The organism is Methylobacterium thuringiense, from assembly GCF_022179645.1.
GTDB classification, from domain to species: domain Bacteria; phylum Pseudomonadota; class Alphaproteobacteria; order Rhizobiales; family Beijerinckiaceae; genus Methylobacterium; species Methylobacterium thuringiense.
Genome location: NZ_BPRA01000024.1, coordinates 46953 through 73645, shown reverse-complemented (window position 1 = coordinate 73645; position 26693 = coordinate 46953). Strand labels below are relative to the sequence as shown.

The following is a 26693-nucleotide window of genomic DNA, read 5'->3' as shown; positions in this document are numbered from 1 at the left end:
CACTTCTGACCTGCCCATCGGCCCGCGTATTGGGCCGGCGGTTCGCCATCAGTCCTCTCTGACAACGCGCGTGGAGTTTCAGCGATGTCGGTTCGTCAGCCTGTCCCGAGCCGCGTTGATACGCGCGGCAAACTCGGCGGTGCCCCCCTGATCGGGATGCAGCCGTTTCATCAGCGCCCTGTGGGCCGTGCGGACCTGCTCCAGGGACGCCCCGCTCTCAAGCCCCAGGATCTCATAGGCCTCCTTCTGCGTCATCGCCCCTGGGTCAAGCGGACGGCCCGTCCGCGCGTGAAGATCGCGCTCAGCGTCTATACGCCAGCCGGAGTGCCGGCGGTCCAGATACGCCTCCAGTAGCCGCGCCCCGTCGGGGTCGGCACTACGGCAGAGCGTGTGGAGCGCGACGAGATCGCCGCGCGGAACCGCCGACAGGCGCTCGCCGGTATGGGGACCGGCCAGTATCGTGCCGTCACCGGAGGCGGGCTCGAACTCGACGGTGGCGGTGCGCTTCGGTGCGCGGTTCGGCCTTAGTTTCGCGACGAGGCCGGCGAGCCTCTTCGAGACCCCCTCCCCTCCCTCCAGCAGCCAGAGACCGACGCCGGCGAGCAAAACCGCCGGCAGCAGAACGCCGCGCAGCGCCAGGAGCGCCGCCACGGCGAAGGCGGCGTAGCTGCCGATCCGCCTTGGACTGAGTCCGGCCGGCAGACGACCGCCGCTGCGGCCGAGCCACCACAATCCGACGAGTACGAGAACACCGAGGGCGAGCAACATGCTGCCGTGATCGGCCGGTTAGGCATCCGCGTAAAGGCTGATCCCGTTACAACCGCGTCTGCGCGACATCCGCCGTCGTCACGCGGATCTGCCGGATGCGGCCGTCGCGCTCGACTTGGAGCATCACGGCCTTGTCCATGCCGGCCGCCTCGACCGCGGCGGTGAGGTCGGCGAGGCGATGGACGCGTTTGTCGTTCACGCCGACGACGATGTCGCCGATCTCGCCGGATTGCGGGTCGACGCCGCGAAGCCCTGCATTCGCGGCCGGCGATCCGGGCAGCACCCGCATAACCACGACACCATCGATGCCGAGGCGGGCGGCGGTGGCCTCCTGGCCGGCGATGATGCCGATTCCCGGATTACGCATCCGGCCGTTACGGATCAGTTCCGGGACGACGCGGTTCACAACATCCACCGGGACGGCGAAGCCGATGCCGGCGCTCGCCCCCGAGGGCGAGAAGATCGCGGTGTTGACGCCGATCAGCCGCCCGGCGGAGTCGAGCAGCGGACCGCCGGAATTGCCGGGGTTGATCGCCGCGTCGGTCTGGATGACGCCCGAGAGCTCGCGGCCCTCCTGCGTCGGCAGGCGGCGCTGCAGGGCGCTGATGACCCCGGTGGTGAGCGTGTGATCGAGGCCGAACGGGTTGCCGATGGCGAAGGCCGCCTGGCCCACCTTGAGGTCCGCAGAGGTGCCGACGGCGAGGGGCGGCGGTTGCCGAGCGACGCGCCCGAGGCGCAGCACCGCGAGATCGTAGTTCGGGGCGGTCCCGACGACGCTCGCCGAGACCACCTCGCCCGAGGACAGCCGCACCGAGATCGAGCCGCCCTTCTGGGTCGCACCCTGGACGACATGGTTGTTGGTGACGACGTGGCCACCGGAATCCCAGACGAAGCCGGTGCCGGTCTGCGTGCCGCTGCCGCCCTGCTGCTGACCGCTGTCTTCGTCCATCTCGGGATCGAGCAGGGCGCGACCCTGCGCCGCCGACTGCGCGAAGACGTGGACTACCGATGGCGAGGCGCGGGCGAAAAGGTCGACGGTGGTGGTCTCGGCCGCCGAGAGGTCGCCGCGCGCCGTGATCGCCCGCGGCTGATCGGCCGCATAGAGGAAGGCCATGATGTAGGGCTGCGCCACGACGGCGATCAGCAGGCCGAGGGTGATCCCCAGGGCGATCCGCACGAAACGATCAGGCACCGGACACGTCCCGAAGCCGCGAGCAGGGACGACGGCGTCGTCGGCAGAACTGCCCGGGCGGGTGCGGCATGACGTGGGCGCGTGCCGCGTTCCCGTCAACGCCCGGCCGGCGTCGCGGAAAATCCACAGCCGTCCACAAGCTGAGCAGGTGCGTCACCGCACTGCGGTAGGGTGAGCGCCAAACTAACGAATTGCTTACACTTCGACCGCACAGTCATCGCATCGCAAGTGACGAGCATCCAAGGCGTGACGCAAGACGCCAGTTCTTCAGTATCGGGCAATCGCGACAGGGAACTGCGTCGACACGGTGACGATCGGGAAACAATTGCCCGAATTGATCGCAAAGACGCCAACAGATGCTCCCAATCGTACTGGCATATGCACCACGTCGGCTGGCCGCTGATCTCAGCCCCGTCGACGAACCGACCGCGTACAGGGTTCACGAGGAAGACCACGACATGGAAACCGAGGCTCTCGAACGTCCGGCCGACCTGACGATCTGGCGCACGCTGCCTGCCGCGTCGCCCCTGGCCCAGCCCGAGCGCTACGACACGCTGCGCGAGGCCCTGGAAGCCGCCGCGGGTGCGCTCACCGATCCGGCCAAACAGCCCTGGATCATCACGGAAGAGGGCGAGATCCTCTCCCCGAACTGGATCCGCACCTACCTCAACTGATCCGGACGCAGTGCCGGCGCGCCTTTCGTGGCGCGCCCCCTGCCCGGGGGCCGGCGCCTTCTTCGCGGCCTGCCCGTGATCCCGGCGCCATGCGCACCGCGACACGGCCCTTCGAGCGCCCTCCCCTACGCCGAACCCGGAATGCAGCGATCGGCTCGTCGGGCACCGGCGCCCTCGAGCCTGGGCTTGGCGTGTCCGGCAGCTCCATGTTTTCTCGCGCACCGACATCGTCCTCATGACGGCGTGGGATGCCGGGCGAGAAGGCGGAGCGAACCGACCATGCTGCCAGCGAAGACAGGTGATTCACGCGATCCGTCTGTGATCCGCGTCGAGCGCGAACTCCTCCGGCTCGAAGCGCTGGCGTCCCGGAAGCGCTATCGGATCGCGATCCTGCGGGCCCTGCGCGGCTTCGTCGGAGCCGGCGGTGCCCTGGCGACCATGCTGAAGCTCAAGATCGCCGGCTCGCTGGTCCTCAAGATCGGCCTCGCCGTGATCGTCGGCCTCGGCTTCGCCTGGCCGCTCTATGCCTTCGCGGCGGTCATACTCGGCTTCGCGATCCTGTCGATCCTCGACAGCAATTCTGGGAGCGATCCGAACTGCGATTGCCCCGGCGACTGCGAGCGCAAGGAATCGCGGCGCGCCCGCCTCGATCGCATGATTGAGCAGCGCAAAACCTGGCTCGTCGCGAACGCCGCTCCGCAGCCACCGAACGCCGGGGTCGCGCGTTAGGAGTAGCGGGCGACCCGGCCATCCCTATAATGGCGAAAAGGCCGCACGCCCCGAGAACCCAAGCGCCATGACGTCCCGCGTTCCCGATTTCACCACCCTCTCCTACGCGGCCGAGGCCATTCCGGCCCCGCCGCCGCCCACGGGCGAGTCCTGGATGACCCCCGAGGGCATACCGGTGAAGGGGTTCTACGGCCCCGAGGACCGCGAAGGGCTGGAGGGTGTCGACTCCTATCCGGGCATCGCGCCGTATCTGCGCGGCCCCTATCCGGCGATGTACGTCTCGCAGCCCTGGACGATCCGCCAGTATGCGGGCTTCTCGACGGCCGAAGATTCGAACGCCTTCTACCGCCGCAACCTCGCAGCCGGGCAGAAGGGCCTGTCGGTCGCCTTCGATCTCGCCACCCACCGCGGCTACGATTCCGACCACCCGCGCGTCTCGGGCGACGTCGGCATGGCCGGCGTGGCGATCGACTCGATCTACGACATGCGCACGTTGTTCTCGGGGATTCCCCTCGAAGAGATGACCGTGTCGATGACGATGAACGGCGCGGTTCTGCCGATCCTCGCCCTCTACATCGTCGCGGCGGAAGAGCAGGGCGTGCCGCCCGAAAAACTCGCCGGAACGATCCAGAACGACATCCTCAAGGAGTTCATGGTCCGCAACACCTACATCTATCCCCCCAAGGGATCGATGCGGATCATCTCGGACATCTTCGGCTACACGTCCAAGAACATGCCGAAGTTCAACTCGATCTCGATTTCCGGCTATCACATGCAGGAAGCCGGTGCGACGAACGATTTGGAACTCGCATACACGCTCGCCGACGGCGTCGAATACATCAAGGCCGGCCTCGCCGCAGGCCTGACCATCGACCAGTTCGCACCGCGGCTGTCGTTCTTCTGGGCGATCGGCACGAACTTCTTCATGGAGATCGCCAAGATGCGGGCGGCGCGCCTGATCTGGGCCAAGCTCGTGAAGGAGTTCGACCCGCAGAAGGAGAAGTCGCTGCCGCTGCGCACGCATTCGCAGACGAGCGGATGGTCGCTCACCGCGCAGGACGTGTTCAACAACGTCACCCGCACCGCGATCGAGGCGATGGCGGCGACGCAGGGCGGCACGCAGTCGCTGCACACCAATGCGCTCGACGAGGCGCTGGCCCTGCCGACGGACTTCTCCGCCCGGATCGCCCGCAACACCCAGCTCTTTCTGCAGCAGGAGAGCGGCACCACGCGCATCATCGACCCCTGGGGCGGCTCCTATTACGTCGAGCGCCTGACCGCCGACATCGCCAAGCGCGCTTGGGAGCACATCAGGGAAGTCGAGGAACTCGGCGGCATGGCCAAGGCCATCGAGGCCGGCGTGCCCAAGCTCCGAATCGAAGAGGCGGCGGCGCGCGCCCAGGCCCGAATCGATTCCGGCCGTCAGACCATCGTCGGCATCAACAAATACAAGCCCGACGACGAGATGAAGATCGAGCTCTTGCGCGTCGACAACAAGAACGTGCGCACGCTGCAGATCGACAAGCTCAAGCGCCTGCGCGCCGAGCGCAGCCAGGCCGACGTCGACGCGGCGCTCGCCGCTCTGACCAAGGCCGTCGACACGGACGAGAACCTGCTCGAACTCGCGGTGAACGCGGCTCGGGCGAAGGCCACGGTCGGCGAGATCTCGGAGGCGCTGGAGAAGGCCTGGGGCCGTCACCGCGCCGAGATCCGCTCGATTTCGGGCGTCTACAAGCGGGAGGTGGGCGGCATGTCGCCGGCGGTGGAAGAGGTCAGGCTGCTCGTCGAGGCGTTCGAGGAGGCGGATGGTCGCCGCCCGCGCATCCTCGTCGCCAAGATGGGCCAGGACGGGCACGATCGCGGCCAGAAGGTGATCGCCTCGGCCTTCGCCGATCTCGGCTTCGACGTCGATATCGGGCCGCTCTTCGCGACGCCGGAAGAGGCGGCGCGTCAGGCGGTGGAGAACGACGTCCACATCATCGGCGTCTCTTCGCTGGCCGCCGGCCACCTCACGCTCGTGCCGGAGCTGAAGACCGCGCTGACCGAGCAGGGCCGCGAGGACGTGATGATCGTCATCGGCGGCGTGATCCCGCCGGCCGACTACGACGCGCTCTACGAGGCCGGCGCCTCGGCGATCTTCCCGCCGGGCACCGTGATCGCGGAAGCCGCGGTCAAGCTGATGAGCGAGCTGAACCACAGGCTGGGTTACATCGAGCGGCAGGCTGCCGAGTAGCGCGCGTCGTCGGCTCGCCGTGCGAGAACCTGCCTCGGCCTTGCGAATGGCCGAACAGCCGGCAGTCCTGTTGTCTGCGATGCCGACGGTGGTTGGAATTTCCGGCCGCCGTTCGGTAATGGTGCGCTGCGGTCGATGCTGCGCATGAGCATCGCCGTTTCGGCAACGCTGAGGGAAGTGGCCATCGAATGACAGAGACCAACCGAGACCTGATCCTCCCGGTGATCCTGTGCGGTGGCTCCGGCACGCGGCTGTGGCCGGCTTCCCGCGAGAGCATGCCAAAGCAGTTCACGCGCCTGGTCGATGCCGAGAGTTCGACCTTCCAGGCGACCGCGAAACGTGTGACCGACGCGGCCGTCTTCTCTCGGCCCATCGTGATCGCCTCATCCGAGGCCCGCTTCATCGTTGCCGAACAGCTGCTGGAAGCGGAGGTGCCCGCCGACATCGTGCTGGAGCCGAGCCGGCAGGATTCGGCCGCTGCCGTCGCCGTCGCCGCGCTGACCGCCGCGCGGCGCGACCCGGAAGCGGTCGTGCTCATCCTCGCCGCCGACCATGTCATCGGCGACGCGCCGGCCTTTGCCGCCGCCGCCAGGATCGCCGCATCCGGTGCGCGGAACGGGCATATCATGACGCTCGGGATCGAGCCCACGCGGGCGGCCAGCGACTACGGCTACGTTCGCCCCGGCCCGACCCTCGACGGCCTGCCCGGCCTGCATGCCGTCGAGCGCTTCGTCGAGAAGCCGGATGCGGCCGGCGCGGAGCGGCTGATCGCCGAGGGCGCCCTGTGGAACTCGGGCTACTTCCTGTTCCGCGCCGACATCATGCTGGCCGAACTCGAAGCCTACGTGCCCGAGATCCTCGCCGCCGCCCGTGCGGCGCTCGATGCCGCCACCACCGATCTCGATTTCGTGCGCCTCGACGCCGCCGCCTTCGCGCAAGCGCCGAAAACATCGATCGACTACGCCGTGATGGAGCGTACGGTGCATGCCGGCGTGCTGCCGGTCTCCTTTCCCTGGTCAGACGTCGGCACCTGGGACGCGGTCTGGCAGGTTCTCGATCGCGACGCCCAGGGCAACGCCGTGCGCGGCCGGGTGGAACTCGTCGGCACCAGCAACAGCCTCATCCACAGCGAGGGCGAGGGCCTGACCACGGTGGTCGGCCTCGACGACGTCGTGGTCGTGGCGACGCCCGACGCCGTGCTCGTCGCCTCGAAGTCGCGCTCGGGCGAGGTCAAGGAACTCGTCACGACGCTGCGCAAGAAGGCCTATCCCGAGGCGGACGCCCATCGGCGGATGTACCGGCCCTGGGGGTGGTACCAGCGCATCGACATCGGCGAGCGCTTCCAGGTGAAGCGTATCATGGTGACGCCGGGTGGTCGGCTCTCCCTGCAGAAGCACTTCCACCGGGCCGAGCACTGGGTCGTGGTCAAGGGCACGGCCGAGGTGACGCTCAACGAGCAGATCATCCTCGTGCACGAGAACGAGGCGGTCTACCTGCCGATCGGCTCGATGCACCGGCTGACCAACCCCGGCAAGATCCCGCTCGAATTGATCGAAGTCCAGGTCGGCTCCTACACCGGCGAGGACGACATCATCCGCGTCGAGGACATCTACGGGCGCTGAGGATCGTTGAGATGCAGGCGGGCCACGGCCGCGCACCATCTCGCCTTGCGAGGGAGTCGAGCCCGGCTGGTCGCTTGACGGCACGCAGGGGGCGACGAAGGGTGGCGCACCTCACGCCTCCCGGGCCACCATGGCGCTGTTCGCACGACTGATCTCATACGCCTCCGCCGCCTTCGGCTCCGGGCGCTCCGCGCAAGGGACGGACGCCGCCACAGAGGGTGACGAGCATCTCGCGGCCACCGCCCTGCTCGTCCATGTCGCCCGCGCCGACGGCGTGCTCGATCCGGCCGAGTCCGAGCGCCTGACCCGGCTGGTGCGCTCGCGCTATGCGGCCACCGAGAGCGAGGCCAACGAGCTGATCAGCCGCGCCGCCGCGTTCGATGCGGAAACCCGCGACATGTCGAGCCTCGTGGAGTTGATCGGCCGCGAGGGCGGCAGCGCCGAGCGCGAGCGGATCCTGACGATGGCGTGGTCGGTCGCCGGCGCGGATGGCGAGGTTCACGAGTTCGAGGAAGCGCTGGTCTGGCGACTCGGCAAGCTTCTAGGTTTGGACGAGGCCGCGATCGGCCTGGCGCGCGCCAACGCCCGGACGGCCGGCGATGCTCCTGCCGCCGACGCCATCGCTCCATAACGGAGGCCTGACGGCGCCGTGATCGTCAGCCTCACCCTGATCCTGCTGGCCCAGCTGCTGGGCGAAGTGGTGGCCCATGGCAGCGGCCTGCCCGTGCCGGGTCCGGTGCTCGGCGCCGCGCTGATGTTCGGCTTTCTACTGCTCCGCGACCGCTACCGCTGCTCGGCCGAACGGGTGTTGCCGAAGCCCCTCGTCCAGGGCGAGCTGGAGGGCACCGCGAAGGGTCTGCTCACCCATCTCTCCCTAATGTTCGTGCCGGCGGGCGTCGGGATCGTCGGCCGTCTCGACGTGCTCGCTGCCAACGGCCTCGCGCTCGCCGTCGTCCTGCTCGTCTCCGTGGTGCTGACCCTGTCGGCCACGGCGCTCACATTCGTCGCCGTCTCGCGCCTCGTGCGTCCACGCGGACCGGACGTGGCCTCATGACCGGCGAGTTCGCCCTCTGGGTCTATCTCACCCGTACGCCGCTGCTGTGGCTGACCGTGACGCTGTTGGCCTACGTCGTCGCGGAGCGATTCTCGGAGGCGACCGGACGCCATCCACTGGCGAACCCCGTGCTGCACGCGATCTGGATGACCAGCCTCGTCCTGAAGCTCACCGGCACACCCTACCCGACCTACTTCCAGGGCGCGCAATTCGTGCATTTCCTGCTCGGGCCGGCGACGGTGGCGCTGGCCGTGCCGCTCTATGAGCGCCGCGCGGTGGTGCTGCGGGCTCTCGTGCCGATGCTCGCAGCGCTGGTGGTCGGGGCGGTCACCGCGCTCGCCTCGGCCGTGCTGCTCGCGCGCGCCTTCGGGCTGTCGCACGGCATCGTCGTCGCGCTGGCCCCGAAATCGGTCACCACCGGCGTCGCGATGGGCATCGTCGAGGCGCTCGGCGGCGACCCGACGCTGACCGCCGTGCTCGTCATGCTGACGGGCGTCGCCGGCGCGGTGATCGTATCGCCGCTGCTGAACCTCCTGCGTGTAAAGGACCTGCGCGCCCGCGGCTTCGCGGCCGGTCTGGCCGCCCACGGCCTCGGCACGGCTCGCGCCTTCCAAGTCAGCGACGTCGCCGGCACCTTCGCCGGCATCGCCATGGGGCTGAACGCTTTCTTGACGGCGATCCTCGTGCCGTTGGTGCTCGGGCTGGTGAAGTAGGTCGCCCTACTCCGCCGCAGCCGGAGCCGGCAGCCGCTTCGGCTCGAAGCGGCCGTCGTTCGCAGGCTGCATGTCGATGCGGCCGTCATGCAGGGCGTGCAGGGTCGAGCGGTGGCCGATCGAGACGATCGTCGTGCCCGGCAGCTTTTCACGCAGCGTCGTATAGATCTTCGCCTCGCTCGGCTCGTCGAGGGCGGCGGTGGATTCGTCGAGGAAGAGCCAGTCTGGTTTGGCCAGGATGGCGCGAGCGATGGCGAGGCGCTGTTGCTCGCCGCCGGAGAGGCGCTGGTCCCAGGCGTCGGTCTCGTCGAGACTGTCGGCGAGTTGCGGCAGTTGCGCCGCGATCAGCGCATCCTTGATCGCCGCATCCGAGAACTGGTCGATCGTGCTGGGGTAGCTCACCGCCCCACGCAGCGTGCCGAGGGGAATGTAGGGGCGCTGCGGCAGCAGCAGCGCCGACTGGCCCGGCGGCACGTCGACCCGTCCCTTGCCGAACGGCCAGATTCCGGCGATCGCCCGGAACAGCGTCGACTTGCCGGAGCCCGATGGGCCGGTGACGAGGGTGGCCGCGCCCTTCTGGAGGGCGAAGCCCGGCGTGTGGACGATCTCGCGGCCGTCCGGCAGCGCCAGGACGAGGTCCTTCGCGGTGACGTCGCCCCGGCTCTCGTTGCCCTGGACGAGGCCGTAGCCGGCGCCGCTCAGCGCCTCGGCCTTGGTCATGGCGCGCTTGAAGGACGAGAGGCGGTTGGTGTTCGCCTTGTAGGAGGCGAGCGTGGTGTAGGAGTTGATGAAGAACGACAGGGCGCCCTGCACGCTGCCGAAAGCATCGCCCGTCTGCTGGAACTGGCCGAGCGTGATCTTCTTCGCAAAGTAGGACGGGGCGGCCAGGATGTAGGGGAAGACGACGCTGATCTGGCTGTAGGACAGCGTGAAGCTGCCGAGCTTGATTCGCCGGTAGATGATGCCGAGGTAATTGCCGATGATCGAGCCGAACAGGCCGCGCAGGCGCACGGTCTCGGCCCGCTCACCCCTCAAGAGTGCGATCTGCTCGCTGTAGATTCGGGTGCGGGCGAGGGAGAAGCGGAAATCCGCCTCGACCTTTTCCTGCCGGAAATCGAGGCCGATCAGCGGGCGTCCGATGACGTGGGTCAGCCAAGTGCCGATCACCGCGTAGCCGATCACCAGCCAGACCAGGAAGCCGGGGATCACCGTATCCGTGAAGGGCAGCACGAAGTCGCGCGACAGGCCCCACAGGATCACCATGAAGGAGACCAGGGTCGCCGCCTGGGACAGCAGCCGGATCGAGAGCGTCGTCGTCTGCTGGATGAACAGGTTGACGTCGCTCTGGATGCGCTGGTCGGGGTTGTCGGCGTGCTCGTCGGTGAACGGGATGCGGTAATGCGTGCCGCCATCGAGCCAGCGCTCGTAGAGGCTGCGGGTGAGCCAGGTCCGCCAGCGGATGTGCAGGCTCGCGTCGATGAAGACGTCGAGCATGCCGATGATGACCCAGACCGTAGCGAGCGGCCCGAAGATCCAGATCAGCTGATACCAGAAGACGTCGGCCTTATACTCCTGCAGCGCGTTGAAGAGGTCGCGGTACCAGAAGTTCAGGCGCAACTGCAGCGCGACCTGAGCGAATGTGATGAAGATCGAGAGCGCGACGAGCCGCTGGCCGATCTTGCCCTCGGTCCCACCGAGAAAGCGGAACGGACCGATCTCCGGGGTCGGCGCGTCGTGTCCTGCAAAATAGGGGTCGGCGATCAGCGTGATGTCGCGGATCGGCTGCAGGTAGGAGATGCCGAGTACGATCGCGGCGAAGACGACGGCGCCCGTGGCCGCGAAATCCGGCGGCAGCAGCGCCGCCAGCACCGGTGGGAGCAGACCGAGCACCGCAGCCTGCTTGGCACCCGCGAGGAACAGGAAGCCGACGCCGTAGACCGAAATGAAGATCTTCAGGTAGGCCGAGATGTTCTTCGCGGCGAGCAGGATGCCCGCCATGGCGAAACCCGCGAGGGAGACATAGAGCGGCGGCGACGGCATGCCCGGCGCGACGAGCAGCAGCAGCGAGACGATCGCGGTGAGCGCGGCCTGGATGCCGAGCCCGCTCATGAGTGCGGCCACGCTGGTCTCCCTTCGAATTCGTCGGACGCCTGAAGGCGGCTCGATTTATGGACGCCGCAACGCCCGCGTCGGACGCCACCCCTGACGGCGCGCCGTGGCGACATAGTGTTGCCGAGCAGGCTCTGTCTCGTGAAATTTTGGTCAGGTTCGAGCCGTGAGGCTCCGAAAGGCAACGAAGCGGGGGTCGGCGCGCCCTGCTACGGCACATCGCCTGCGACGCCATGGCCTGCTCGACGCGGCCGCTACTTCCAGTTCCAGTCCTCGAAATCCGGCGCCTTGCAGCGGTAGCCGACGGGACATTGCAGGTTGTCGCGGGTCGGCACGAAGCGCAACTCGGCGATCTCGGTGATCTCGCAATAGCTGCGGTCGGCCACGATGCGCTCGGTGATGCCCGGCCCGGTGGCGAGCGTGACGTCGCCATCCTGCTTCACCAACGCTTTGGCGTCGGTACAGGACATGCGATTCACCGCCAGCCGTTGCTGGGCGCCGGCCGGAGCCGCCTGGGCCATCGCCAAGGCGCTCGTCAGGAGGACGAGAGCGAGTTTCATGATGCCGACGGGCGGCCGGTGACGATTCCGGCCTAAGCTTGACCATGGCAGGTTCGGCAGGCCCGGAAAAGGGGTAGGACCAGACGCATCGCCGCGCAGAAGCCGCAATCAAGCCGTTTACGAATCGGTGTGGCCGGAAAGGCCTTTAACAAACGATGAAGCGGCCGTAGAAAATACGAATCGCGCCGCCTCGAACGGGCGAGACCTCACCATGTCGGGCTTATCGATCCTCAATCTGGATGCCGTGCGCGCAGCCCCCGTCTCGCGTGCGCCCTACACCTATTTCCTCGGCAACGACGTGCTGAACCGAGGCGCGATCGACGAGATCCGTCAGGATTTCCCGGCCATCGCCAAGCCCGGCTACCTCACCGTCGACGAGGTGGCGCTGAAGGGCCGCTTCAAGGCGCTGATCGAAGAACTCGAGAGCGACGCGTTTTCGCGCATTCTCGGCGAGAAGTTCGGCATCGATCTCGTCTCGTGCCCGCGCCTCACCACGATCATGAAGAAGAGCCAGCCGAAATACGGCTCGATCCATACGGACGGCCCGTCGAAGGTGATGACGCTGCTCGTCTACATGAACGATGCCTGGGATGCGCCGGCCGCGGGGCGGCTACGGGTGCTGTACGACGGCAAGAACTACGAGCCCTTCGCCGTCGAGGTGCCGCCGACGATGGGCACGATGTTCGCTTTCCTGCGCGCGGATAACTCCTGGCATGGGCATGAGCCCTTCGAGGGCGAGCGCCGTGTCGTGCAGGTGGCCTGGGTCAAGGACGCGGCCGAGCTGGAGCGCAAGAAGAAGCGCAACCGCACGGCGCAGTTCCTGAAGGGCATTTTCGGGCGCTGAATATGGCCAGATATCGAGCAAGGAATCGGGCATGATGGTGGCGCGCGAGATCGGGGACGAAGAGCCCGTACTCCGTATCGACGCGCCGGTGCCGCCCGTTCCGGATATCGATGAGCACAAGCCGGTTCGGCTGACGATCCCCCTTTTGCTCGCCGCCGGCTGGGGCGCACTGCTGACCTTCAGCCTCATGTTCCTCATGGAGGACGGCCGGGGTCAGGTGACGACGGTCCGGCTGGCTGCATCCGACCGCATCGCCGTCGCCGATCAGTCCGATGCCGAGCGCGTTCCGGCGGCGCAGCCGCGCCTGCATGAGGCGGTCCAGATCGTCCCGTCCGAGGAGACCGCCGTCGTGACGGCCGGCGTCATCAGGGTCGCCAGCGTCGCTCCCGAACCGCTGCCCCACGCGACGCCCATGCGTCCGGCGAACCCGCCCGCAGAGCGGGTGAGCTATGTCGGGACCTGGGGACCGACCGCGCAGGCCTGCGGCGCCACATCCCGCAGGCGCGGGTATCTGCCGGCGTTGATCACCGAGGACGGGGCGAAGGCCGGGCGGACGCTCTGCCGTTTCCGCAACGGTAAGCGCGACGGCATCGCCTGGACGGTCGCGGCCGATTGCAGCGAGCGCGGCCGCAACTGGACATCGCAGGTGCGCCTTCTGGTCGACGGCGACCGCCTGATCTGGACGAGCGCCAAGGGTTCTTCGTCCTACGTGCGCTGTGGCCGACGGGACGGCTAGTATCGACGCCCATACGCTTCGGCTCGTCCATCAGACACGACCGAGCGTCATCGGGAGCTGTCAATGGATTGCAGGCTGCGTACACTTGTCTGCATGCGGCCGACGGACATCGAGGCGGCAACCGCGAGGTCCACTGTCACGATCAGAACGGCAAGAGCACGTCGACCAGTTGCTGGCCGTAGCGCGGCTGCTGGACGTCGCTGATCTGGCCGCGACCGCCATAGGCGATGCGGGCCTGAGCGATCTTCGAGGAATCGATGGTGTTGTCGGACTCAATGTCCTCCGGCCGCACCACGCCGGCGACGACGAGTTCGCGCACCTCGTAGTTGATGCGGATCTCCTGCTTGCCCTCGACCACGAGGTTGCCGTTCGGCAGCACCTGCGTGACGATGCCGGCGATGTTGGTCGTCACGGTCTCGGCACGCTGGACCGAGCCGGCGCCGTCGCTCGACGAGGTCGAGGTGGCGTTCAGGAGCTTGTCGGCGCTGATGCCCGCTGCTGCGACGCCAGCCGCCTTCTCCAAGCCGAAGGCGTTGGGCAGACCGAACCCTTCGGCGTTCGAGCGCGAGCGCTTGGTCTCGTTGTTGAGGTTGGCCTTATCGGTGAAGTTCACCTTCACGGTGAGCAGGTCGCCGATGCGGGCGGCGCGCTGGTCCTTGAAGAAGGCCCGCGAGCCGGTCCGCCACAGCGAGTTCGGCGCGTAGGACACGGGCTGCACGTCGGGCATGGGCAGGCGCACCGGCTTGTAGCCGGCCTGCGCGGTCGGGTCCTCGATCGCCGAGAGGTTCGGCCGGGCGCCGATTTGCGAAAGCCGGTCGGCCGTGTTGCAGGCGCCGAGGCCGGCGCAGGTCAACAGGAGAGCGACGAGGTGGGAAGCGCGTACGGTCATGAGTTCGAGGCCGCTCCGTGTGACCAGGGACGGATTCAGTTGATGCGGCCGGTCGGCGCGGCGCTGGCCTGCACCATCGGCTGCGAGCGGGCGGGACCGACCGAGACGCGGCCGGGGCCGATCACGGTGGCCTGGAGCATCTTCTTCGAAGCCGGGTTGGTTACGGAGACGCTGGAGCCGAGGCGGCCGTTCTCGTTGGCGATGCCGGTCATCGAGAGCGAAACGCCGGAGGTCTCGAAGACGATGGCGACGGAGTCGCCCCGCGCCACCAGATCCGGCGGCGCGACGTCGCCGGTCCGCAGCACGGCCCCGGCGCTGAGGCTGCGCTGCGCGACCTGGCCGGCCACGCTGCCGCCATTGCCGAGGGCGTCGGCGCCGAGTGTCTCGCGCGGCCGGCGCTCGAGGGTGAGATCGGCGGCCGTGATCGCGTCGCCGCGGCTGAGGGCTCGGGTCAGCACGGCGACTTCGCGGATCTCGACGACCTGTCCGGTCACGCGCAGCGACGCCTGGCGCTCCCCGAGCACGACGAGGCCGGCGATGCGGTGCGAGCGGGCATCGTAGGTGACGTCCAGCGCGTTGGCCGGTCCGTCGAGCTCCACCGGTGCGAGCAGCAAAGCCTCGCCGTCGAGGCGAACGCTGAGATTGGTCGCATCGAGACCCTGGCTCGTGGCGAGTGCGCGCTTGAGCGCGGCCTCGATCTCCGGCGGCCCGACCCGACGGGCGGCGCGCTGGACCTGGATCTGGCTGCGGCCGCCGGTCTCGACGGTACCGAGGTCGAGCTTGTCGATCGCTTCGGCGATGCGCCGGGCCTGGATCGTTCCGGCAGCCCCGAGCGCAGGCGCGCGGAACAGCGGGCGGCTGCTGAGGGCGGCAGGTGCGTTCTCGACGAGGTCCCCAAGGGTCAGCACGTCGCCCTTGGCGGTGACGTCGCCGCGCAGCCGCAGCGTATCCGCACGCGCCAGCGACGGCAGCGTCAACGAAACGGCGACGAGGCCTGCGACAGCCAGTGCGGCGCGGCCGATCATGCCGAGGGTCGGCACGGCGACGCGGGCGTGAGTTTCGGCACGAAATTGCTTGAGGGCCTGCATCGGATTCACGAGCCTCAGCCGCGGAACATCTGGGAGGTGGTGGAGAGCATCTGGTCGGCAGCCGTCACGACCTTCGAGTTCATCTCGTAGGCACGCTGGGCGGCGATCAAAGACGAGATTTCGGTGACGGCGTTGACGTTCGCCTCTTCGAGATAGCTCTGCTGCAGGTTGCCGAAGCCCTCGGAGCCGGGCAGCCCGGTGATGGCCGGCCCGGAGGCTGCGGTCTCCAGAAAGAGGTTGTCGCCGATCGACTCGAGGCCGACCTTGTTGATGAAGCGCGCGAGCTGGAACTGTCCGAGCTGCTGCGGCGCCGTCTGGCCCGGAATCGTCGCCTGGACGGCACCCGTGGCCGAGATCGTCACCGAGGTCGCCGTGTTCGGCACCGTAATCGAGGGGTCGAGCAGGTAGCCGTCGCGGCTGACGAGGTTGCCCTGGGCGTCGAGGTCGAACGAGCCGTCGCGGCTATAGGCGAACCGCCCGTCCGGCATGCGGATGCGAAACAGGCCCTCGCCGCGGATGGCGACGTCGTAGTCCTTTTCCGTCGAGGTCAGGGTGCCCTGTCCCATCGCCCGGGCGGTCGAGGTGGTCTTCACACCCGAGCCGAGGGCGAGGCCGGCCGGCAGGATGGTACCCTGGTCCGAGGTCGAGGAGCCGGAGCGGCGCAGGTTCTGGTAGAGCAGATCCTGGAAATGCACCTGCTGGCGCTTGTAACCGGTGGTGCGCAGGTTCGCGATGTTGTTCGAGATGACCTGGACGTTGAGTTCCTGGGCCGCCATGCCGGTGGCGGCAGCGTAGAGGGCGCGCATCGCTGGAGTTCCTTGACGCTACGGATCAGGCGACGTCGGCGAGACGGCGGATAGCCGTCCCGCGCAGATCGTCGAGCCGCGAAATCACGCTCGAGACCATGGAATAGGTGCGGTTGACGTCCATCAGCCGGGTCATTTCGAGGACCGGCTTGACGTTGGAGCGCTCCAGCGCGCCGGACTCCAGGCGGCCATCGATTCCGGCGGCCTGGGGCGGCTGCGTCGACGAGAACAGGTTGGCGCCCTCGTTCTTGAGGCCCTGCGCGTTCTTGAAGGTGACGAGGCGGATGCGTCCGCGGACGCCGAGATTGGTCGAGACGGTGCCGTCCGGGGCGATGCTCAGACCGGTCTCCTGCTGGCTGACGGTGATCGGGCCGTTGTCGCCCTGAACGGGGTAGCCGTCCGAGGTGACGAGAGTGCCCCGCGCATTGATCTCGAAAGCGCCGTTGCGGGTGAAGCGATCGCCGGACGGCGTCCTCACTGCCAGGAAGGCATCGCCCTTGACGGCGACGTGCATCGGGTTGCCGTCGGGCTCGACCGGCCCCTGCGAGAGGTCGAGGGGCGTGCCCGAGTCGATGACGTAGGAGACGCGGCGGTCGACACCCGAAAAGCTGTCGGCCGAGGCCGTCGGCATCAGGTATTCCTCGAAGCGGGCGTTGCGGGCCTTGAAGCCCGTGGTCGAGACGTTCGCCATGTTGTTGGCGATGACATCGAGCTCACGGGCGAGCGCCACCTGGGACGAAACCCCGACGAAGAGCGCGTTCTGCATGGTTCCAGCCCCAACCGACGAACGGTACTGGATGTCGTCTCCGCAGGGCTCGTGCCAGACGCAAATTTTCCGGTTTCTCTTTGGAAATCAGATATTTGACTGAAAATCAGTCATTCGTCGACGTTGTGCGCACCGCGCCGTCGGCAAGTCCGACTCGGCAGATTTTGCCGTACTTAATCAGGTATTAACCACCATCGGGAAAAGCTTAACGCCAGAGGTCGCGTCTCGCGCGATCCATGTCTCGTCGCGTGGTGCGGGTCAGGAGCGTTCGACATGGCCAAGAAGCCAAAAAAACGTCCCGAAGGAGAGGAAGGCGCTTCGACCGAGGCTCCGAAGTCCAAGAAGAAGCTCATCATCATCATCGCAGCCGCCGTTCTGCTCCTCGGTGGCGGCGGGGGCGGCTACGTCATGATGAAGAAGCCGGCTGCAGCCAGTGATGCGCATGGCGACGCCCACGCCACACCGGCCGCCGACGCCCATGGCGGCGGAGGCGGTCATGGCGAAGCCGCGCCGAAGACGGGCGTGACCTTTCTCGAAGTCCGCGACCTCATCATGAACCTGACTCCCGAGCCCGGCCAGCAGAAGGGCGGCTACCTCAAGCTCAAGGTGGCGCTCGAACTGAAGGACGGCCGCGTCGAGGCGGAGGTGAAGCCGCTGCTGCCGCGGGTCGAGGACACCTTCCAGACCTACATGCGCGAACTGCGCGCCTCCGATATCGCCGGCTCGGCCGGCCTCTACCGCCTCCGTGAAGAGCTGCTGCGGCGCGTCAACATCGCGATCCATCCGGCAAAGGCCGAAGCGGTGCTCTTCAAGGACGTGGTAGTCCAGTAGCCCGGCCCGACATTCGCAGAGAGCGATCGAGACGACGATGGCCGGACCCGACGACCCCGAAGACGATTGGGCTGCCGCTCTAATCGAGCAGAACGCCGACGGCGCCGGCACCGGCGGCGGCGACACCTCGCTCGCCGAGGAGTGGGGCGCTGCGCTCGCAGAGCAGGGTACCACCAACGCCACGGGTGACGTCGCCGCCGAATGGGCGACGATGATCGAGGACGGGGAGACCGAAAACCTCCCCGAACTCGCCGGCAACGATCGCATCCTCGTCCAGGACGAGATCGACGCGGTCCTCGGCTTCTCGCTGCGCGAGCTGTCGGCCTCGGGTGCGGGCGGCGTCCGCGCCATCGTCGATTCGGGCGTCGTCCAGTACGAACGCCTGCCGATGCTCGAGATCGTCTTCGATCGGATGATCCGGTTGCTGTCGACGTCGCTGCGCAATTTCTTCCAGGACAACGTCGAGGTCAGCCTCGACGGGATCACCTCGGTCCGGTTCGGCGATTACCTCAACGCGATCCCGCTGCCGACGCTGCTCGGCGTATTCAAGGCCGATGCCTGGGAGAACTCGGGTCTCGTCACCGTCGAGCAGACGCTCGCCTACTCGACCCTCGACCTGCTGCTCGGCGGCAAGCGCGGCGGTACCTCGACCCGCCTCGACGGCCGGCCGTTCACGACGATCGAGATGAACCTCGTGCGGCGTCTCGTCGAGATCATCCTGACGGACCTGGAACAGTCGTTCCAGCCGCTCTCGCCGGTGCGCTTCGCCATCGACCGAATCGAGACCAACCCGCGCTTCGCCACGATCACGCGGCCGGCCAACGCGGCTATCCTGATCAATCTGAAGCTCGACATGGACGGTCGCGGCGGCGGCCTTCAGATCCTGTTTCCCTACGCGACGATCGAGCCGATCCGTGAACTGCTCATGCAGAGCTTCATGGGCGAGAAGCTCGGCCGCGACCACGTCTGGGAAAGCCACCTCGCCACCGAGATCTGGCAGGCCGACGTCGCCATGGAGGCCGTGCTGCACGAGATGACCCTGCCGCTGCGGCGCGTCATGGGGCTGAAGGTCGGCGACACCATCATGTTCGAGCAGAAAGCCTCAGACCTGATCACGGTCCGATGCGGCGACTGGGCGCTGACGCAGGGACGGATCGGGCGGATCGACGACAACATCGCCGTGCAGATCGCCCGGCCGCTGCGCCGCTCCCGCACCACGCTCCAGGCCTTCGAGGCCGCGACCTCCAGCCGTTCGGACGGGTAACCCGGCATGTCCCTCTTCGTCACCCTCGCCGCCGACGCCCTGGTCGCCGTCCTGCTCGTCGCCACCATCCTCACGTCGGTGAAGCTGTCGCGCCGGATCACCGGCATGAAGGCCGACGAATCGGCGATGCGCCGGACCATCGGCGATCTCATTACGGCGAGCGCTACAGCCGAACGCGCCATCGCCGGCCTGCGCGCCGCCCTCGACGAATGTGACCGCGGTCTGACTGAACGCCTCGAATCGGCGGAGCGCTCGGCGCTGCAGCTCGATGCCCATGTGGCGGCAGGCGAAGGCGTGATCGCGCGCATCGGAGCCATCGTGACCCAGGCCGGTCGTCCGGCCCCGCGGCGTGAGGCCGAGCCCGTGGTGGCGGTCGTGCCGAAGCCCATCGCGGTGCGAACGGTCTCCACGAGTGAACGCCTCGACGTGGCGCTTGCCGCCGCCCAGGCCATGTCGGAGCGCGCCCTCGATCGGCTTCGGGCCAGGGCCGCATGACCGCAGCGAAGCCCCCGGCGTCGACTCCACCCGGAAAGCTCCCGGTTCGGCGCCTCGCACAGCTCGCGAAACTGCCGGTACGGCCGATCCGGCTGCGCATGATCGACGCCGTGACCCTGGCAGCGATCGGGCTTCTCGTGTTGAAGCTGACGGCTTTGGTGGCCGACGGCGCGCCCTCCGGTCCAACGCCGCCGGGAACGCCGTTGCCCGATTTCGCGCGGGCGCTCGCCGGCGCACGCACCGGCTACGAACCGCAGGACCCGACGACCACGGGATCGGTCACTCCGAAGGAAAAGTCCGCCGAGCCGGCCAACGCTCCCGAGCCGCCTGTCTACCAGCCGGCCGTCAAGGAGCCGGTCTCGCCGACGGAGCGCGCCATCCTGGAAAAGCTCGCCACACGCCGAGACGCTCTCAAGCAGCGCTCCGACGAACTCGACCTGCGCGAAAAGATGCTTGGCGAGGTCGAGAAGAAGCTCGAGAGCGGCGTCGGCGACCTGCGTCAAGCCGAAGACAAGGCCGATCTCAACGGGACGAGGAAGGCGGAGGCCGAGCGTGCCGGCCTGAAGAGCATCGTGACGATGTACGAGACGATGAAGCCGAAGGACGCCGCCCGTGTGTTCGACCGCCTCGGTCTCGAAGTGCTGGTGCCGCTCGTCCTCGGCATGAATCCCCGCAAGATGGCGGAGATTCTGGCGGTCATGGGCTCGGAGCCCGCCGAGAAGTTGACGATCGCTCTGGCCAACCGTGCCCGCGGCGTCGATCCCGGTCCAACCCAGCAGGTCAGCGTCGGCGGCTTGCCGGCGAACGAACTGCCGGCGATCGACCCCGGCCCGCCGACACGCACCTCTGTCCCCTGATACGCGGTCGCGGCGCGTGTTGCCGCCCTTCGTGAACCCTTGCTCGGCGTTGTGCGAACGGTGGTCTTGGATCGCAACAGCCCAAGGGCGCGTGATCACGCCCGGCTCCACGGCACTCGATCACGGCAACCAGTCGATGATGATAGGATCTGACTTGGCCGGCGAGAATCGCGGCTCGCACGGATGCTCGTCAGACTGTCTGACGGACACCGGCAGACAACTCGACAGGTCCGGCGATCGGAAGGCACTGTCGGTCGCCACATTTCGGGCATGGCACGGTTCATGGCAGCGATTCAGCCGACCATCCTATCGCCGACCCTGCTGCTGGAGCGCCTTCCGACCAACAGGTATCTCCTTGGTCGGAGAGGGCTCTAAAGACGCTCATCCATATAGAGGATCAACGTTGCGAGCCCGAGGCCAAGCAACCATCCGAAGAAGGCGCCGGTCATCGTCAGGATGATAGACCCCGAGGAGAGCGCTCGACCGAGCCACCATCCACCGAGCCACGTGAGCAGCCACAGGACGATGGCGATCGTGACTGCGGCGCGGTGCCGCCATTCGTTCGTCAGGCGATCGTCCCACTCTTCGATAGAGCCTCGAAAAAGGTCGTCTTGCCTGTGTAGCGCCAGGGCAATGCCCGCAAGGAAGATACTGTACGCAGTCACCTCCCATGCCCCTCTTCCGGCCGCCTGAAATGAACATTCTTCTGGGATGCTCATCGATAGGCTAAATCACTTCACCACGATGCCGGCATCCGATCACCGAAGAAAATGCGTCAGATTTACAGACCTGATGTCACCGCCGCATTGCAATCAAGACAGACATGACTCTAACAGAAGTTGTTTTCGGTCGCCAGCCATACCGGCTTCGATCGTTCAGGCCGGCTCCGGCTCGGCCAGCGCCTCGGTCACCGCTCGTTCCAGTTCGGCCGGCTTCGTCTTAGGCGCGAATCGCGCGATCACACGCCCGTCGCGCCCGACCAGGAATTTCGTGAAATTCCACTTGATCGCCTGCGATCCGAGCAAGCCGGGTCGCTCGCGCTTGAGCTGCACGAAGAGCGGATCGGTCCCGGCCCCGTTGACCTCGATCTTCGCCAGAACCGGGAACGTTACATCATAGGTCAGCGAGCAAAATCGTGCGATCTCCGCGGCATCACCGGGCTCCTGCGCACCGAACTGGTTACAGGGCAGTGCGAGTACGACGAATCCAGCCTCGCGATGACGCCGCCAGAGGGTCTCCAGCCCCTCGTATTGCGATGTGAATCCGCATTTCGAGGCCGTGTTCACGACGAGCAGCACCCGGCCGCGATACTGCGCGAGCGGATGAGGCGTACCGGTCGCGTCGTTCGGTGAAAACACGTGGATGCCACTCATGCCGGTCGCCTCGTATCTGTTCCGTCGCATCGATACAGCGAGCTCGCGGAAAATGCTTGCACGACGAAGATGCTTGCACGACGTCGAGCGGCAGCATCGGCAACACTCTGCGTGAGCCCAGCTCGGCACCGGGATCATTACGCAAGCTCAGTCTTGAATAACTCCAAGCTCAGCGCGTCATTCCTGCACCGTTGCCGAACTTTCGATCCGGGTACGATTGCATCAGGCGCCGGGCGACGCTAGGCGGCGCGAACGCTTTCGCTGAAGGTCGTTCCATGACTCCGATCCGCCCCCGCACGCTCAAGGCGATTCTGCTGATCGCGATCGGGACGCTCGCCGCCTCTGCCCATCTCGCGCCGTCGGCATGGGCGCAGGAGCCCGAGGTACCGGCCGCGTCGGAAGGGTCGGCAGCCGCCGAAGAAACCGTTAAGCCGAAGCCCCGCCCGAAAAAACCGACGCCCCCTAAGGTCAAGCCGATCGAGCCAAAGGCAGTCGAGACGAGGCCGGCCGAAGGCGAAAAGCCGGTGACGGCCATGCCCGCAACCGACGGCACGTTGCTGGAGCCCGCTCCCTCCGATGCGAAGGTTCAGTGGCCGAATGGCGCACGCTCGGTGAGCGAGGCCTATGGCGACTGGACCATGAACTGCAATCGCGAAGGCACGCAGACCGATTGCGTCGTGATCCAGTCCCAAGGCGACCGCCGCACCGGGAAGCGCCAGTTCAGCGTCGAACTGCGCGCGCCGAAGGATGGCCGTGCGGAGGGTCTGATCCTGATGCCGTTCGGTCTCCAGATCGAGTCCGGAGTGACGTTCAAGCTCGACGACCGGACGCTCGGCAAGGGTGCGCCCTACTCGTTCTGCGTCGCCGATGGCTGCCTCGTGCCCATCAGCCTGCCGGCGCTCGCCACCGACACCATGAAGACCGCACAGGCCCTGACGGTCTCGGCGATGAAGCCCGATGCGAAGGAGCCGACGGTGATCAGCATCCCGCTGGCGGGCTTTGCCGCCGCTTTCGCGCGGGCGGCCGCCTTCGGCGGCTGACGGCGACAGGGACCATCGGGCAGAACAGGCAACCCGCTTTGGGTTGACCACGGCGGCCTCCTCCCGCAACGGAGAAGCAACGCGCAGCCATGCTCGCGCGAAAAAAACCGTTCTGGAGGAACATGATGAAGCATGCCCTGACCGCCGCATGCCTCGTGGTGGCGCTCGCTGTCGCGCAGGCCGGACCGCTCGCGGCAGAGACGCCGAGCACGCCGGAGCCCGCCCCCGCCGCACCGCCGCAGGCCGTTCCAGCTCCCGAGGCCAAGGGCGATCCCCGCGTCGAGCGCCAGCGCAACGGGGCCGCGAAGGTCGCCGGCATGATCCGCTTCGTCGCCGTCGGGTGCCCGGACGCAGAGCCGGACTACGACCGCTTCAAGAAGGTCATCGCCGCCATGGGCGTCGACATCAAGGATTTGGAACAGGGTCCTTTGATGGTCGAGTCGCTGGGCTACAGCGAAGCCTACAAGAAGGACACGGCCGGAAGCTGCAAGCGCGCCTTCGAGCATTTCGGCGAGAGCGGCACGACCATTCCCGGCCTCGTCACCCGCAAGGCGCCTGACGCCAAAACGCCCTGAGTGCTCGGGATTCCCTGAGCCAGCAGGTTTAAGCACGCGTTCACCCCGTTCGGCGACACTCATCGGCGAGTGTGGCGTATGGCGGTCTCCATCGGGGACGGCCGGAAATTCGGACGGACGCGATGAGGTGGCGAGCCGATGGCGAGAGGCGGCTCGGCATGACGCGCCCTGCCCTGCGGCTCGTCGCGCTGACGGCCTTGCTCGCTGCCTGTCTTCCCTACGCCTCGGCAGAAGCTGCCCGCCTCGTGTCCGCCAAGGGGAGCCAGCCCGGCGGCTACGGCCGCATCGTCCTGACCTTCGATACGCCCGTGGCAGTCAAGGCGCGCGTGTCCGGTACCGTGGTAGCCCTTAACTTCGGCGAAGCCGTCGCAGCGGGATCGGAGCGGATCGCGGCGGGCATGCCCGATTTCGTCAGTGTCGTGCGGCGGGATCCCGACGGCACGGCTCTACGCCTCGCTCTGCAGCGGGGCTACCGCGTCAACCTGCAGGAAGCCGGCGAGCAGGTCTTCGTGGACCTCTTGCCCGACACCTGGGTCGGGCTGCCGCCGCCCCTGCCACCCGAGATCGTGGCCGAACTCGCCCGACGGGCTCGCGAGGCCGAAGCCGCATTGCGGGCCAGCAAGCCCGCAGCCGCACCGAAGCCTGTCATCATCGACGTATCGCACGCGCCCGGCCGCACCCGCGTGAGCCTCAGGCTGCCCCACGACGCGCAGCCGACCTTCGACGATGCCGACGAGGGCACCCGCCTGACCTTGGCAGGCGCTTGGCGGATCGACGACCGAGCGGCGCGAGGGCGCCTCAAGCCGGAGATCGGCAGCATCCGCATCGAGAACGACGGTGCCGGCGCGCGCCTGACCGCAATCCCCGCCGATGGCGTCACCGTCGAGACCGGCCGGGACGCGGAGGAAGCCGTCATCGACTTCCTGTCGAAGCCGCCGGCAGTGGCTAAGGCCGCCCCTTCCGCCGACCCGGCCGCCGATCCGGCCGCCAAGAACGACCATACGGACGTAGCAAAAGCCGTCGAGCCCACCGCGCCTGCGAAGGCTCCGGCGGCCGAGCCGGCGAAGCCGGAAATCCGCGCCGCCGAGGTGCCGCCGCGGCGTGCCGGCTCCGGCCTGGTCTTCCCCTTCGCGAAGATGGTGCCGGCCGCCCTGTTCGAACGGGCCGGCATAGCGACGCTCGTCTTCGAGACCACGGATCCCGTGACGCCGCCGCCTCCGGGCGGCAGCGGCCTCGTGCCGCTGGGCCCGGCGCAGCGGGTCGGACCCGTGACGATGCTGCGTTTCGCCATTCCGTCCGGCAGCCTCGTCGATCTGCTGCCGATCACCGAACCGCGCGGCTGGGAACTCGTGGCCGGCGACGGGGCCGCGCCGAGCGAGAGCCTGCTGGCGAAGCGCATTCCCGGTGGCCAGGGCCGCGTCGGGATCGGCGTCGGCTTGCCGGATCCGGGCTCCGCGACCTGGCTCGACCTCGACGGCGAGCGGGTCGCCGTGGTTACGGCGGGCGGCGTGCGGCGCGCCGGCGTGTCGAAACCTCAGCGCTTCGTCGATTTCGAGCTGCTGCCGAGCCGTGTCGGCCTCGCGGTACTGGCATACGCCGACGACCTCGCCGTGCGCCCCGACCTCGACGGCGTCGCGATAGAGCGCGAGGGCGGCGTCGCCGTCTCGGGCGTCGCGCGTGCAGCCGAGCCACCGGTCGCCGAAGCCGGCGACCTCGCCATCGACCGCGAAATCTGGATGGTGGAGCGGCGCGGCGACGTCGGCGCCATGCTGCGTGAACGATACGCCGCGGCCGCGGCAGCTTCGCATTCGGGGCGCGGCGCCGCACGCTTCGCCCTCGCCAAGGCTCTCATGGCCAATGGTCTCGACATTGAGGCCCTGGGCGTTCTGGCCGTCGCGTCGGCCGACGATCCGGTTCTCGACGGCGAGGTGCAGCCGGCGCTGATGCGCGGCATCATGACGGCCCGCATCGGTCGCTACGACGAAGCCGAAAAACTGCTCGCTGCCGAGCGGTTCGCCCGCAATCCCGAGGCGCGGCTCTGGCGTGGCTATATCGCCGCCAGGCAGGGGCGCTGGGGCGCGGCGGATGCAAGCCTGAACGCGAGCCAATCGGTGCTGGATCGCTATCCCGAAGATGTGGCAGCCGCCTTCTACGCCTCCGCCTCGGAAGCCTCGGTCGAGCTCGGCGATTGGGACGGCGCACTACGTGCCAGCCGGGCCGCTTCACAAGGTGCCAACGCCCTCACCCGCGACCGGGTCTCTTTGATGCACGCCCGCATCGACGAGGCCAAGGGCGGCGTCGCAGCCGCCCTCGACGCCTATGAAACGCTCGCGGCCAAAGCCGAACGTCCCGTTGCCGCCGCGGCGACCTTGCGAGCCGTCATGCTTGCACAGACGCTGCACAAGCTCGCCCTCAAGGATGCGATCGACCGGCTGGAAACGCTGCTGCTGACTTGGCATGGCGGCGCCATCGAGAGCGAAACGCTCGCCGCACTCGGCCGGCTCAACATCGAAGCCGGGCGCTGGCGGCAGGTCTTCGTGACGGCCAGGCGCGCCAACATCCTGGCGCCGGACGCTCCGGCCTCGCGCGCCATGCACGAATCCACACAGGCCCTGTTCGAGGATCTGTATCTGGGCGAGCGCGCATCGACCATCGGTGGGGTCGAGGCGCTGGCGCTCTATTTCGACTTCAAGGATTTCGCGCCCGCCGGACGGCGCGCCGACGAGATCGTGCGGCGTTTGGCTGACCGGCTCGTGGCCCTCGATCTGCTCGAATCCGCTGACGATCTTCTGGAACATCAGGTCGCGCATCGCCTGACCGGGCCGGCCCGCGCCAGCGTGGCCGCGCGCCTCGCGACGATCCGGCTGATGGAGGGTAAGCCGCTCGACGCACTCAAGGTTCTGGAGGAGACACATCTGCCGGCGCTCGGAGACGACCTGCGCCGTGCGAGAGCGCTCCTGCGCGCCCGTGCGCTCTCCGATCTCACCCGCACAGACCTCGCCCTGGAGACGATCGAGGGCGAAAGCGGTGCCGACGCAGAGCGCTTGCGCGCCGACATCCTCTGGGGAGCGCGGCGGTGGCGCGAGGCCGGCGAGGCGCACGAAGCCCTGCTCGGCGAGGTCTGGCGCGGCCGAAAGCCGCTCGACGAGGCGGCCCGCGGAGATGTCATCCGTGCCGGCATCGCCTACGGGCTGGCCGGAGAGGGCCTCGGGCTGGAGCGTCTGAAGGCGAAATTCTCCGCCCCGATGGCGGAGAGCCCGGACGCGCGCACCTTCGCGCTGCTGACCCGAAACGATGCGCCCCGCACGTCGGCCTTCCGCGAAGCCGCGCGCCGCGCCACCTCGGCCGAAACGCTCGGTGCGTTTCTCACGGAGTACCGCAAGCGCTATCCCGACAGTGCCGTGCCCGAGCGCGGCTCGGACGGTGCCGCGCCGCGCGCCGACGCGGAGAAGGCGACGACGCCTCCGGGCTGAGG

At 67.8% G+C, this 26693-nt stretch carries 26 protein-coding genes; 16 read left to right on the top strand and 10 right to left on the bottom strand.

All coding sequences use genetic code 11. From position 1 onward, the window contains the following. Positions 1-78: 78 nt before the first annotated feature. Positions 79-768, bottom strand: a complete 690-nt coding sequence (locus tag MFF07_RS20145) for a J domain-containing protein (protein ID WP_147816438.1) — start codon at positions 766-768, stop codon at positions 79-81. A gap of 46 nt (positions 769-814) precedes the next feature. Then, the gene (locus MFF07_RS20140) at positions 815-1960 is read right to left on the bottom strand and encodes a S1C family serine protease (RefSeq protein WP_147816440.1); all 1146 of its coding nucleotides are present in this window, start codon (positions 1958-1960) and stop codon (positions 815-817) included. Positions 1961-2418: 458 nt separating this feature from the next. On the opposite strand from MFF07_RS20140, the gene MFF07_RS20135 reads away from it, so the two are divergent. From MFF07_RS20135 to MFF07_RS20105, 7 genes are all read left to right on the top strand, one after another. Further along, positions 2419-2634 carry a hypothetical protein gene (locus MFF07_RS20135; RefSeq protein WP_147078644.1) on the top strand — a complete coding sequence of 72 codons (216 nt, stop codon included), beginning with the start codon at positions 2419-2421 and terminating at the stop codon, positions 2632-2634. Between the two features lie 318 nt (positions 2635-2952). Then, entirely contained in the window at positions 2953-3363 is a 411-nt protein-coding gene (locus MFF07_RS20130; RefSeq protein ID WP_147816442.1) for a hypothetical protein, read from the top strand. A gap of 67 nt (positions 3364-3430) precedes the next feature. After that, on the top strand, positions 3431-5596 hold the full coding sequence (gene scpA, locus MFF07_RS20125; protein ID WP_147816444.1) for a methylmalonyl-CoA mutase: 2166 nt from the start codon (positions 3431-3433) through the stop codon (positions 5594-5596). 188 nt (positions 5597-5784) lie between these two features. Further along, a complete protein-coding gene (locus tag MFF07_RS20120; RefSeq protein WP_147816446.1) occupies positions 5785-7218 on the top strand; it encodes a mannose-1-phosphate guanylyltransferase/mannose-6-phosphate isomerase in 1434 nt (477 codons plus the stop codon). Between the two features lie 130 nt (positions 7219-7348). Next, entirely contained in the window at positions 7349-7849 is a 501-nt protein-coding gene (locus MFF07_RS20115; protein ID WP_238232770.1) for a tellurite resistance TerB family protein, read from the top strand. Positions 7850-7867: 18 nt separating this feature from the next. After that, positions 7868-8272 carry a CidA/LrgA family protein gene (locus tag MFF07_RS20110; RefSeq protein ID WP_147816450.1) on the top strand — a complete coding sequence of 135 codons (405 nt, stop codon included), beginning with the start codon at positions 7868-7870 and terminating at the stop codon, positions 8270-8272. Beyond that, positions 8269-8985, top strand: coding sequence for an LrgB family protein (locus MFF07_RS20105; RefSeq protein WP_147816452.1), 717 nt, complete (start codon positions 8269-8271; stop codon positions 8983-8985). Before MFF07_RS20110 ends, MFF07_RS20105 begins: the two co-directional genes overlap by 4 nt. A 6-nt stretch (positions 8986-8991) precedes the next feature. Here MFF07_RS20105 and MFF07_RS20100 read toward each other — a convergent pair whose 3' ends face one another. Further along, entirely contained in the window at positions 8992-11106 is a 2115-nt protein-coding gene (locus MFF07_RS20100; RefSeq protein ID WP_147816454.1) for an ABC transporter ATP-binding protein/permease, read from the bottom strand. 242 nt (positions 11107-11348) lie between these two features. After that, entirely contained in the window at positions 11349-11654 is a 306-nt protein-coding gene (locus MFF07_RS20095; protein ID WP_147816456.1) for a hypothetical protein, read from the bottom strand. A gap of 211 nt (positions 11655-11865) precedes the next feature. Between MFF07_RS20095 and MFF07_RS20090 the strand changes: the two genes are divergently transcribed. Together MFF07_RS20090 and MFF07_RS20085 are read left to right on the top strand one after the other, a co-directional pair. Next, complete coding sequence (locus MFF07_RS20090) at positions 11866-12498, top strand: 2OG-Fe(II) oxygenase (protein ID WP_147816458.1); 633 nt, start codon at positions 11866-11868, stop codon at positions 12496-12498. Positions 12499-12529: 31 nt separating this feature from the next. Next, positions 12530-13234 (top strand): hypothetical protein, encoded by a 705-nt coding sequence (locus tag MFF07_RS20085; protein ID WP_147816460.1) that lies wholly within the window; start codon positions 12530-12532, stop codon positions 13232-13234. A 142-nt stretch (positions 13235-13376) separates the two neighbouring features. Here MFF07_RS20085 and flgH read toward each other — a convergent pair whose 3' ends face one another. The 4 genes from flgH to flgF are packed head-to-tail and all read right to left on the bottom strand — an operon-like array spanning position 13377 to position 16783. Next, on the bottom strand, positions 13377-14123 hold the full coding sequence (gene flgH, locus MFF07_RS20080; protein WP_147816462.1) for a flagellar basal body L-ring protein FlgH: 747 nt from the start codon (positions 14121-14123) through the stop codon (positions 13377-13379). 35 nt (positions 14124-14158) lie between these two features. After that, positions 14159-15211, bottom strand: coding sequence for a flagellar basal body P-ring formation chaperone FlgA (gene flgA, locus MFF07_RS20075; RefSeq protein ID WP_147816464.1), 1053 nt, complete (start codon positions 15209-15211; stop codon positions 14159-14161). A gap of 14 nt (positions 15212-15225) precedes the next feature. Continuing rightward, positions 15226-16017 (bottom strand): flagellar basal-body rod protein FlgG, encoded by a 792-nt coding sequence (flgG, locus tag MFF07_RS20070; RefSeq protein WP_147816466.1) that lies wholly within the window; start codon positions 16015-16017, stop codon positions 15226-15228. 25 nt (positions 16018-16042) lie between these two features. Then, positions 16043-16783, bottom strand: coding sequence for a flagellar basal-body rod protein FlgF (flgF, locus tag MFF07_RS20065; protein WP_147816468.1), 741 nt, complete (start codon positions 16781-16783; stop codon positions 16043-16045). 273 nt (positions 16784-17056) lie between these two features. On the opposite strand from flgF, the gene fliL reads away from it, so the two are divergent. The 4 genes from fliL to MFF07_RS20045 are packed head-to-tail and all read left to right on the top strand — an operon-like array spanning position 17057 to position 20230. Continuing rightward, positions 17057-17614, top strand: a complete 558-nt coding sequence (gene fliL / locus MFF07_RS20060; protein ID WP_147816470.1) for a flagellar basal body-associated protein FliL — start codon at positions 17057-17059, stop codon at positions 17612-17614. A gap of 37 nt (positions 17615-17651) precedes the next feature. After that, positions 17652-18878 (top strand): flagellar motor switch protein FliM, encoded by a 1227-nt coding sequence (gene fliM / locus MFF07_RS20055; protein ID WP_147816472.1) that lies wholly within the window; start codon positions 17652-17654, stop codon positions 18876-18878. A gap of 6 nt (positions 18879-18884) precedes the next feature. Continuing rightward, complete coding sequence (locus tag MFF07_RS20050) at positions 18885-19373, top strand: DUF6468 domain-containing protein (protein ID WP_147816474.1); 489 nt, start codon at positions 18885-18887, stop codon at positions 19371-19373. Further along, positions 19370-20230, top strand: a complete 861-nt coding sequence (locus MFF07_RS20045) for a MotE family protein (protein WP_147816476.1) — start codon at positions 19370-19372, stop codon at positions 20228-20230. The genes MFF07_RS20050 and MFF07_RS20045 overlap by 4 nt, the downstream gene beginning before the upstream one ends. Positions 20231-20601: 371 nt before the next feature. Here MFF07_RS20045 and MFF07_RS20040 read toward each other — a convergent pair whose 3' ends face one another. Together MFF07_RS20040 and MFF07_RS20035 are read right to left on the bottom strand one after the other, a co-directional pair. Next, positions 20602-20949, bottom strand: coding sequence for a hypothetical protein (locus tag MFF07_RS20040; RefSeq protein ID WP_147816478.1), 348 nt, complete (start codon positions 20947-20949; stop codon positions 20602-20604). Positions 20950-21105: 156 nt separating this feature from the next. Further along, on the bottom strand, positions 21106-21603 hold the full coding sequence (locus tag MFF07_RS20035; RefSeq protein ID WP_147816480.1) for a glutathione peroxidase: 498 nt from the start codon (positions 21601-21603) through the stop codon (positions 21106-21108). 275 nt (positions 21604-21878) lie between these two features. Here MFF07_RS20035 and MFF07_RS20030 point away from each other — a divergent pair, with 275 nt between their 5' ends. The 3 genes from MFF07_RS20030 (at position 21879) to MFF07_RS20020 (ending at position 26691) form a co-directional block, all read left to right on the top strand. Then, positions 21879-22643, top strand: coding sequence for an invasion associated locus B family protein (locus tag MFF07_RS20030; RefSeq protein ID WP_147816482.1), 765 nt, complete (start codon positions 21879-21881; stop codon positions 22641-22643). Positions 22644-22765: 122 nt separating this feature from the next. Continuing rightward, entirely contained in the window at positions 22766-23218 is a 453-nt protein-coding gene (locus MFF07_RS20025) for a hypothetical protein (RefSeq protein ID WP_238232769.1), read from the top strand. A gap of 158 nt (positions 23219-23376) precedes the next feature. Then, a complete protein-coding gene (locus MFF07_RS20020) occupies positions 23377-26691 on the top strand; it encodes a hypothetical protein (protein ID WP_238232768.1) in 3315 nt (1104 codons plus the stop codon). Positions 26692-26693 lie beyond the last annotated feature (2 nt).

Coding starts and splice junctions, on each gene's coding strand:
- MFF07_RS20145 (WP_147816438.1), bottom strand. CDS start 768: ATGTTGCTCGCCCTCGGTGTTCTCGTACTCGTCGGATTGTGGTGGCTC.
- MFF07_RS20135 (WP_147078644.1), top strand. CDS start 2,419: ATGGAAACCGAGGCTCTCGAACGTCCGGCCGACCTGACGATCTGGCGC.
- scpA (WP_147816444.1), top strand. CDS start 3,431: ATGACGTCCCGCGTTCCCGATTTCACCACCCTCTCCTACGCGGCCGAG.
- MFF07_RS20120 (WP_147816446.1), top strand. CDS start 5,785: ATGACAGAGACCAACCGAGACCTGATCCTCCCGGTGATCCTGTGCGGT.
- MFF07_RS20115 (WP_238232770.1), top strand. CDS start 7,349: ATGGCGCTGTTCGCACGACTGATCTCATACGCCTCCGCCGCCTTCGGC.
- MFF07_RS20105 (WP_147816452.1), top strand. CDS start 8,269: ATGACCGGCGAGTTCGCCCTCTGGGTCTATCTCACCCGTACGCCGCTG.
- MFF07_RS20095 (WP_147816456.1), bottom strand. CDS start 11,654: ATGAAACTCGCTCTCGTCCTCCTGACGAGCGCCTTGGCGATGGCCCAG.
- MFF07_RS20090 (WP_147816458.1), top strand. CDS start 11,866: ATGTCGGGCTTATCGATCCTCAATCTGGATGCCGTGCGCGCAGCCCCC.
- MFF07_RS20085 (WP_147816460.1), top strand. CDS start 12,530: ATGATGGTGGCGCGCGAGATCGGGGACGAAGAGCCCGTACTCCGTATC.
- flgH (WP_147816462.1), bottom strand. CDS start 14,123: ATGACCGTACGCGCTTCCCACCTCGTCGCTCTCCTGTTGACCTGCGCC.
- flgA (WP_147816464.1), bottom strand. CDS start 15,211: ATGCAGGCCCTCAAGCAATTTCGTGCCGAAACTCACGCCCGCGTCGCC.
- flgG (WP_147816466.1), bottom strand. CDS start 16,017: ATGCGCGCCCTCTACGCTGCCGCCACCGGCATGGCGGCCCAGGAACTC.
- flgF (WP_147816468.1), bottom strand. CDS start 16,783: ATGCAGAACGCGCTCTTCGTCGGGGTTTCGTCCCAGGTGGCGCTCGCC.
- fliL (WP_147816470.1), top strand. CDS start 17,057: ATGGCCAAGAAGCCAAAAAAACGTCCCGAAGGAGAGGAAGGCGCTTCG.
- fliM (WP_147816472.1), top strand. CDS start 17,652: ATGGCCGGACCCGACGACCCCGAAGACGATTGGGCTGCCGCTCTAATC.
- MFF07_RS20050 (WP_147816474.1), top strand. CDS start 18,885: ATGTCCCTCTTCGTCACCCTCGCCGCCGACGCCCTGGTCGCCGTCCTG.
- MFF07_RS20045 (WP_147816476.1), top strand. CDS start 19,370: ATGACCGCAGCGAAGCCCCCGGCGTCGACTCCACCCGGAAAGCTCCCG.
- MFF07_RS20040 (WP_147816478.1), bottom strand. CDS start 20,949: ATGAGCATCCCAGAAGAATGTTCATTTCAGGCGGCCGGAAGAGGGGCA.
- MFF07_RS20035 (WP_147816480.1), bottom strand. CDS start 21,603: ATGAGTGGCATCCACGTGTTTTCACCGAACGACGCGACCGGTACGCCT.
- MFF07_RS20030 (WP_147816482.1), top strand. CDS start 21,879: ATGACTCCGATCCGCCCCCGCACGCTCAAGGCGATTCTGCTGATCGCG.
- MFF07_RS20025 (WP_238232769.1), top strand. CDS start 22,766: ATGATGAAGCATGCCCTGACCGCCGCATGCCTCGTGGTGGCGCTCGCT.
- MFF07_RS20020 (WP_238232768.1), top strand. CDS start 23,377: ATGACGCGCCCTGCCCTGCGGCTCGTCGCGCTGACGGCCTTGCTCGCT.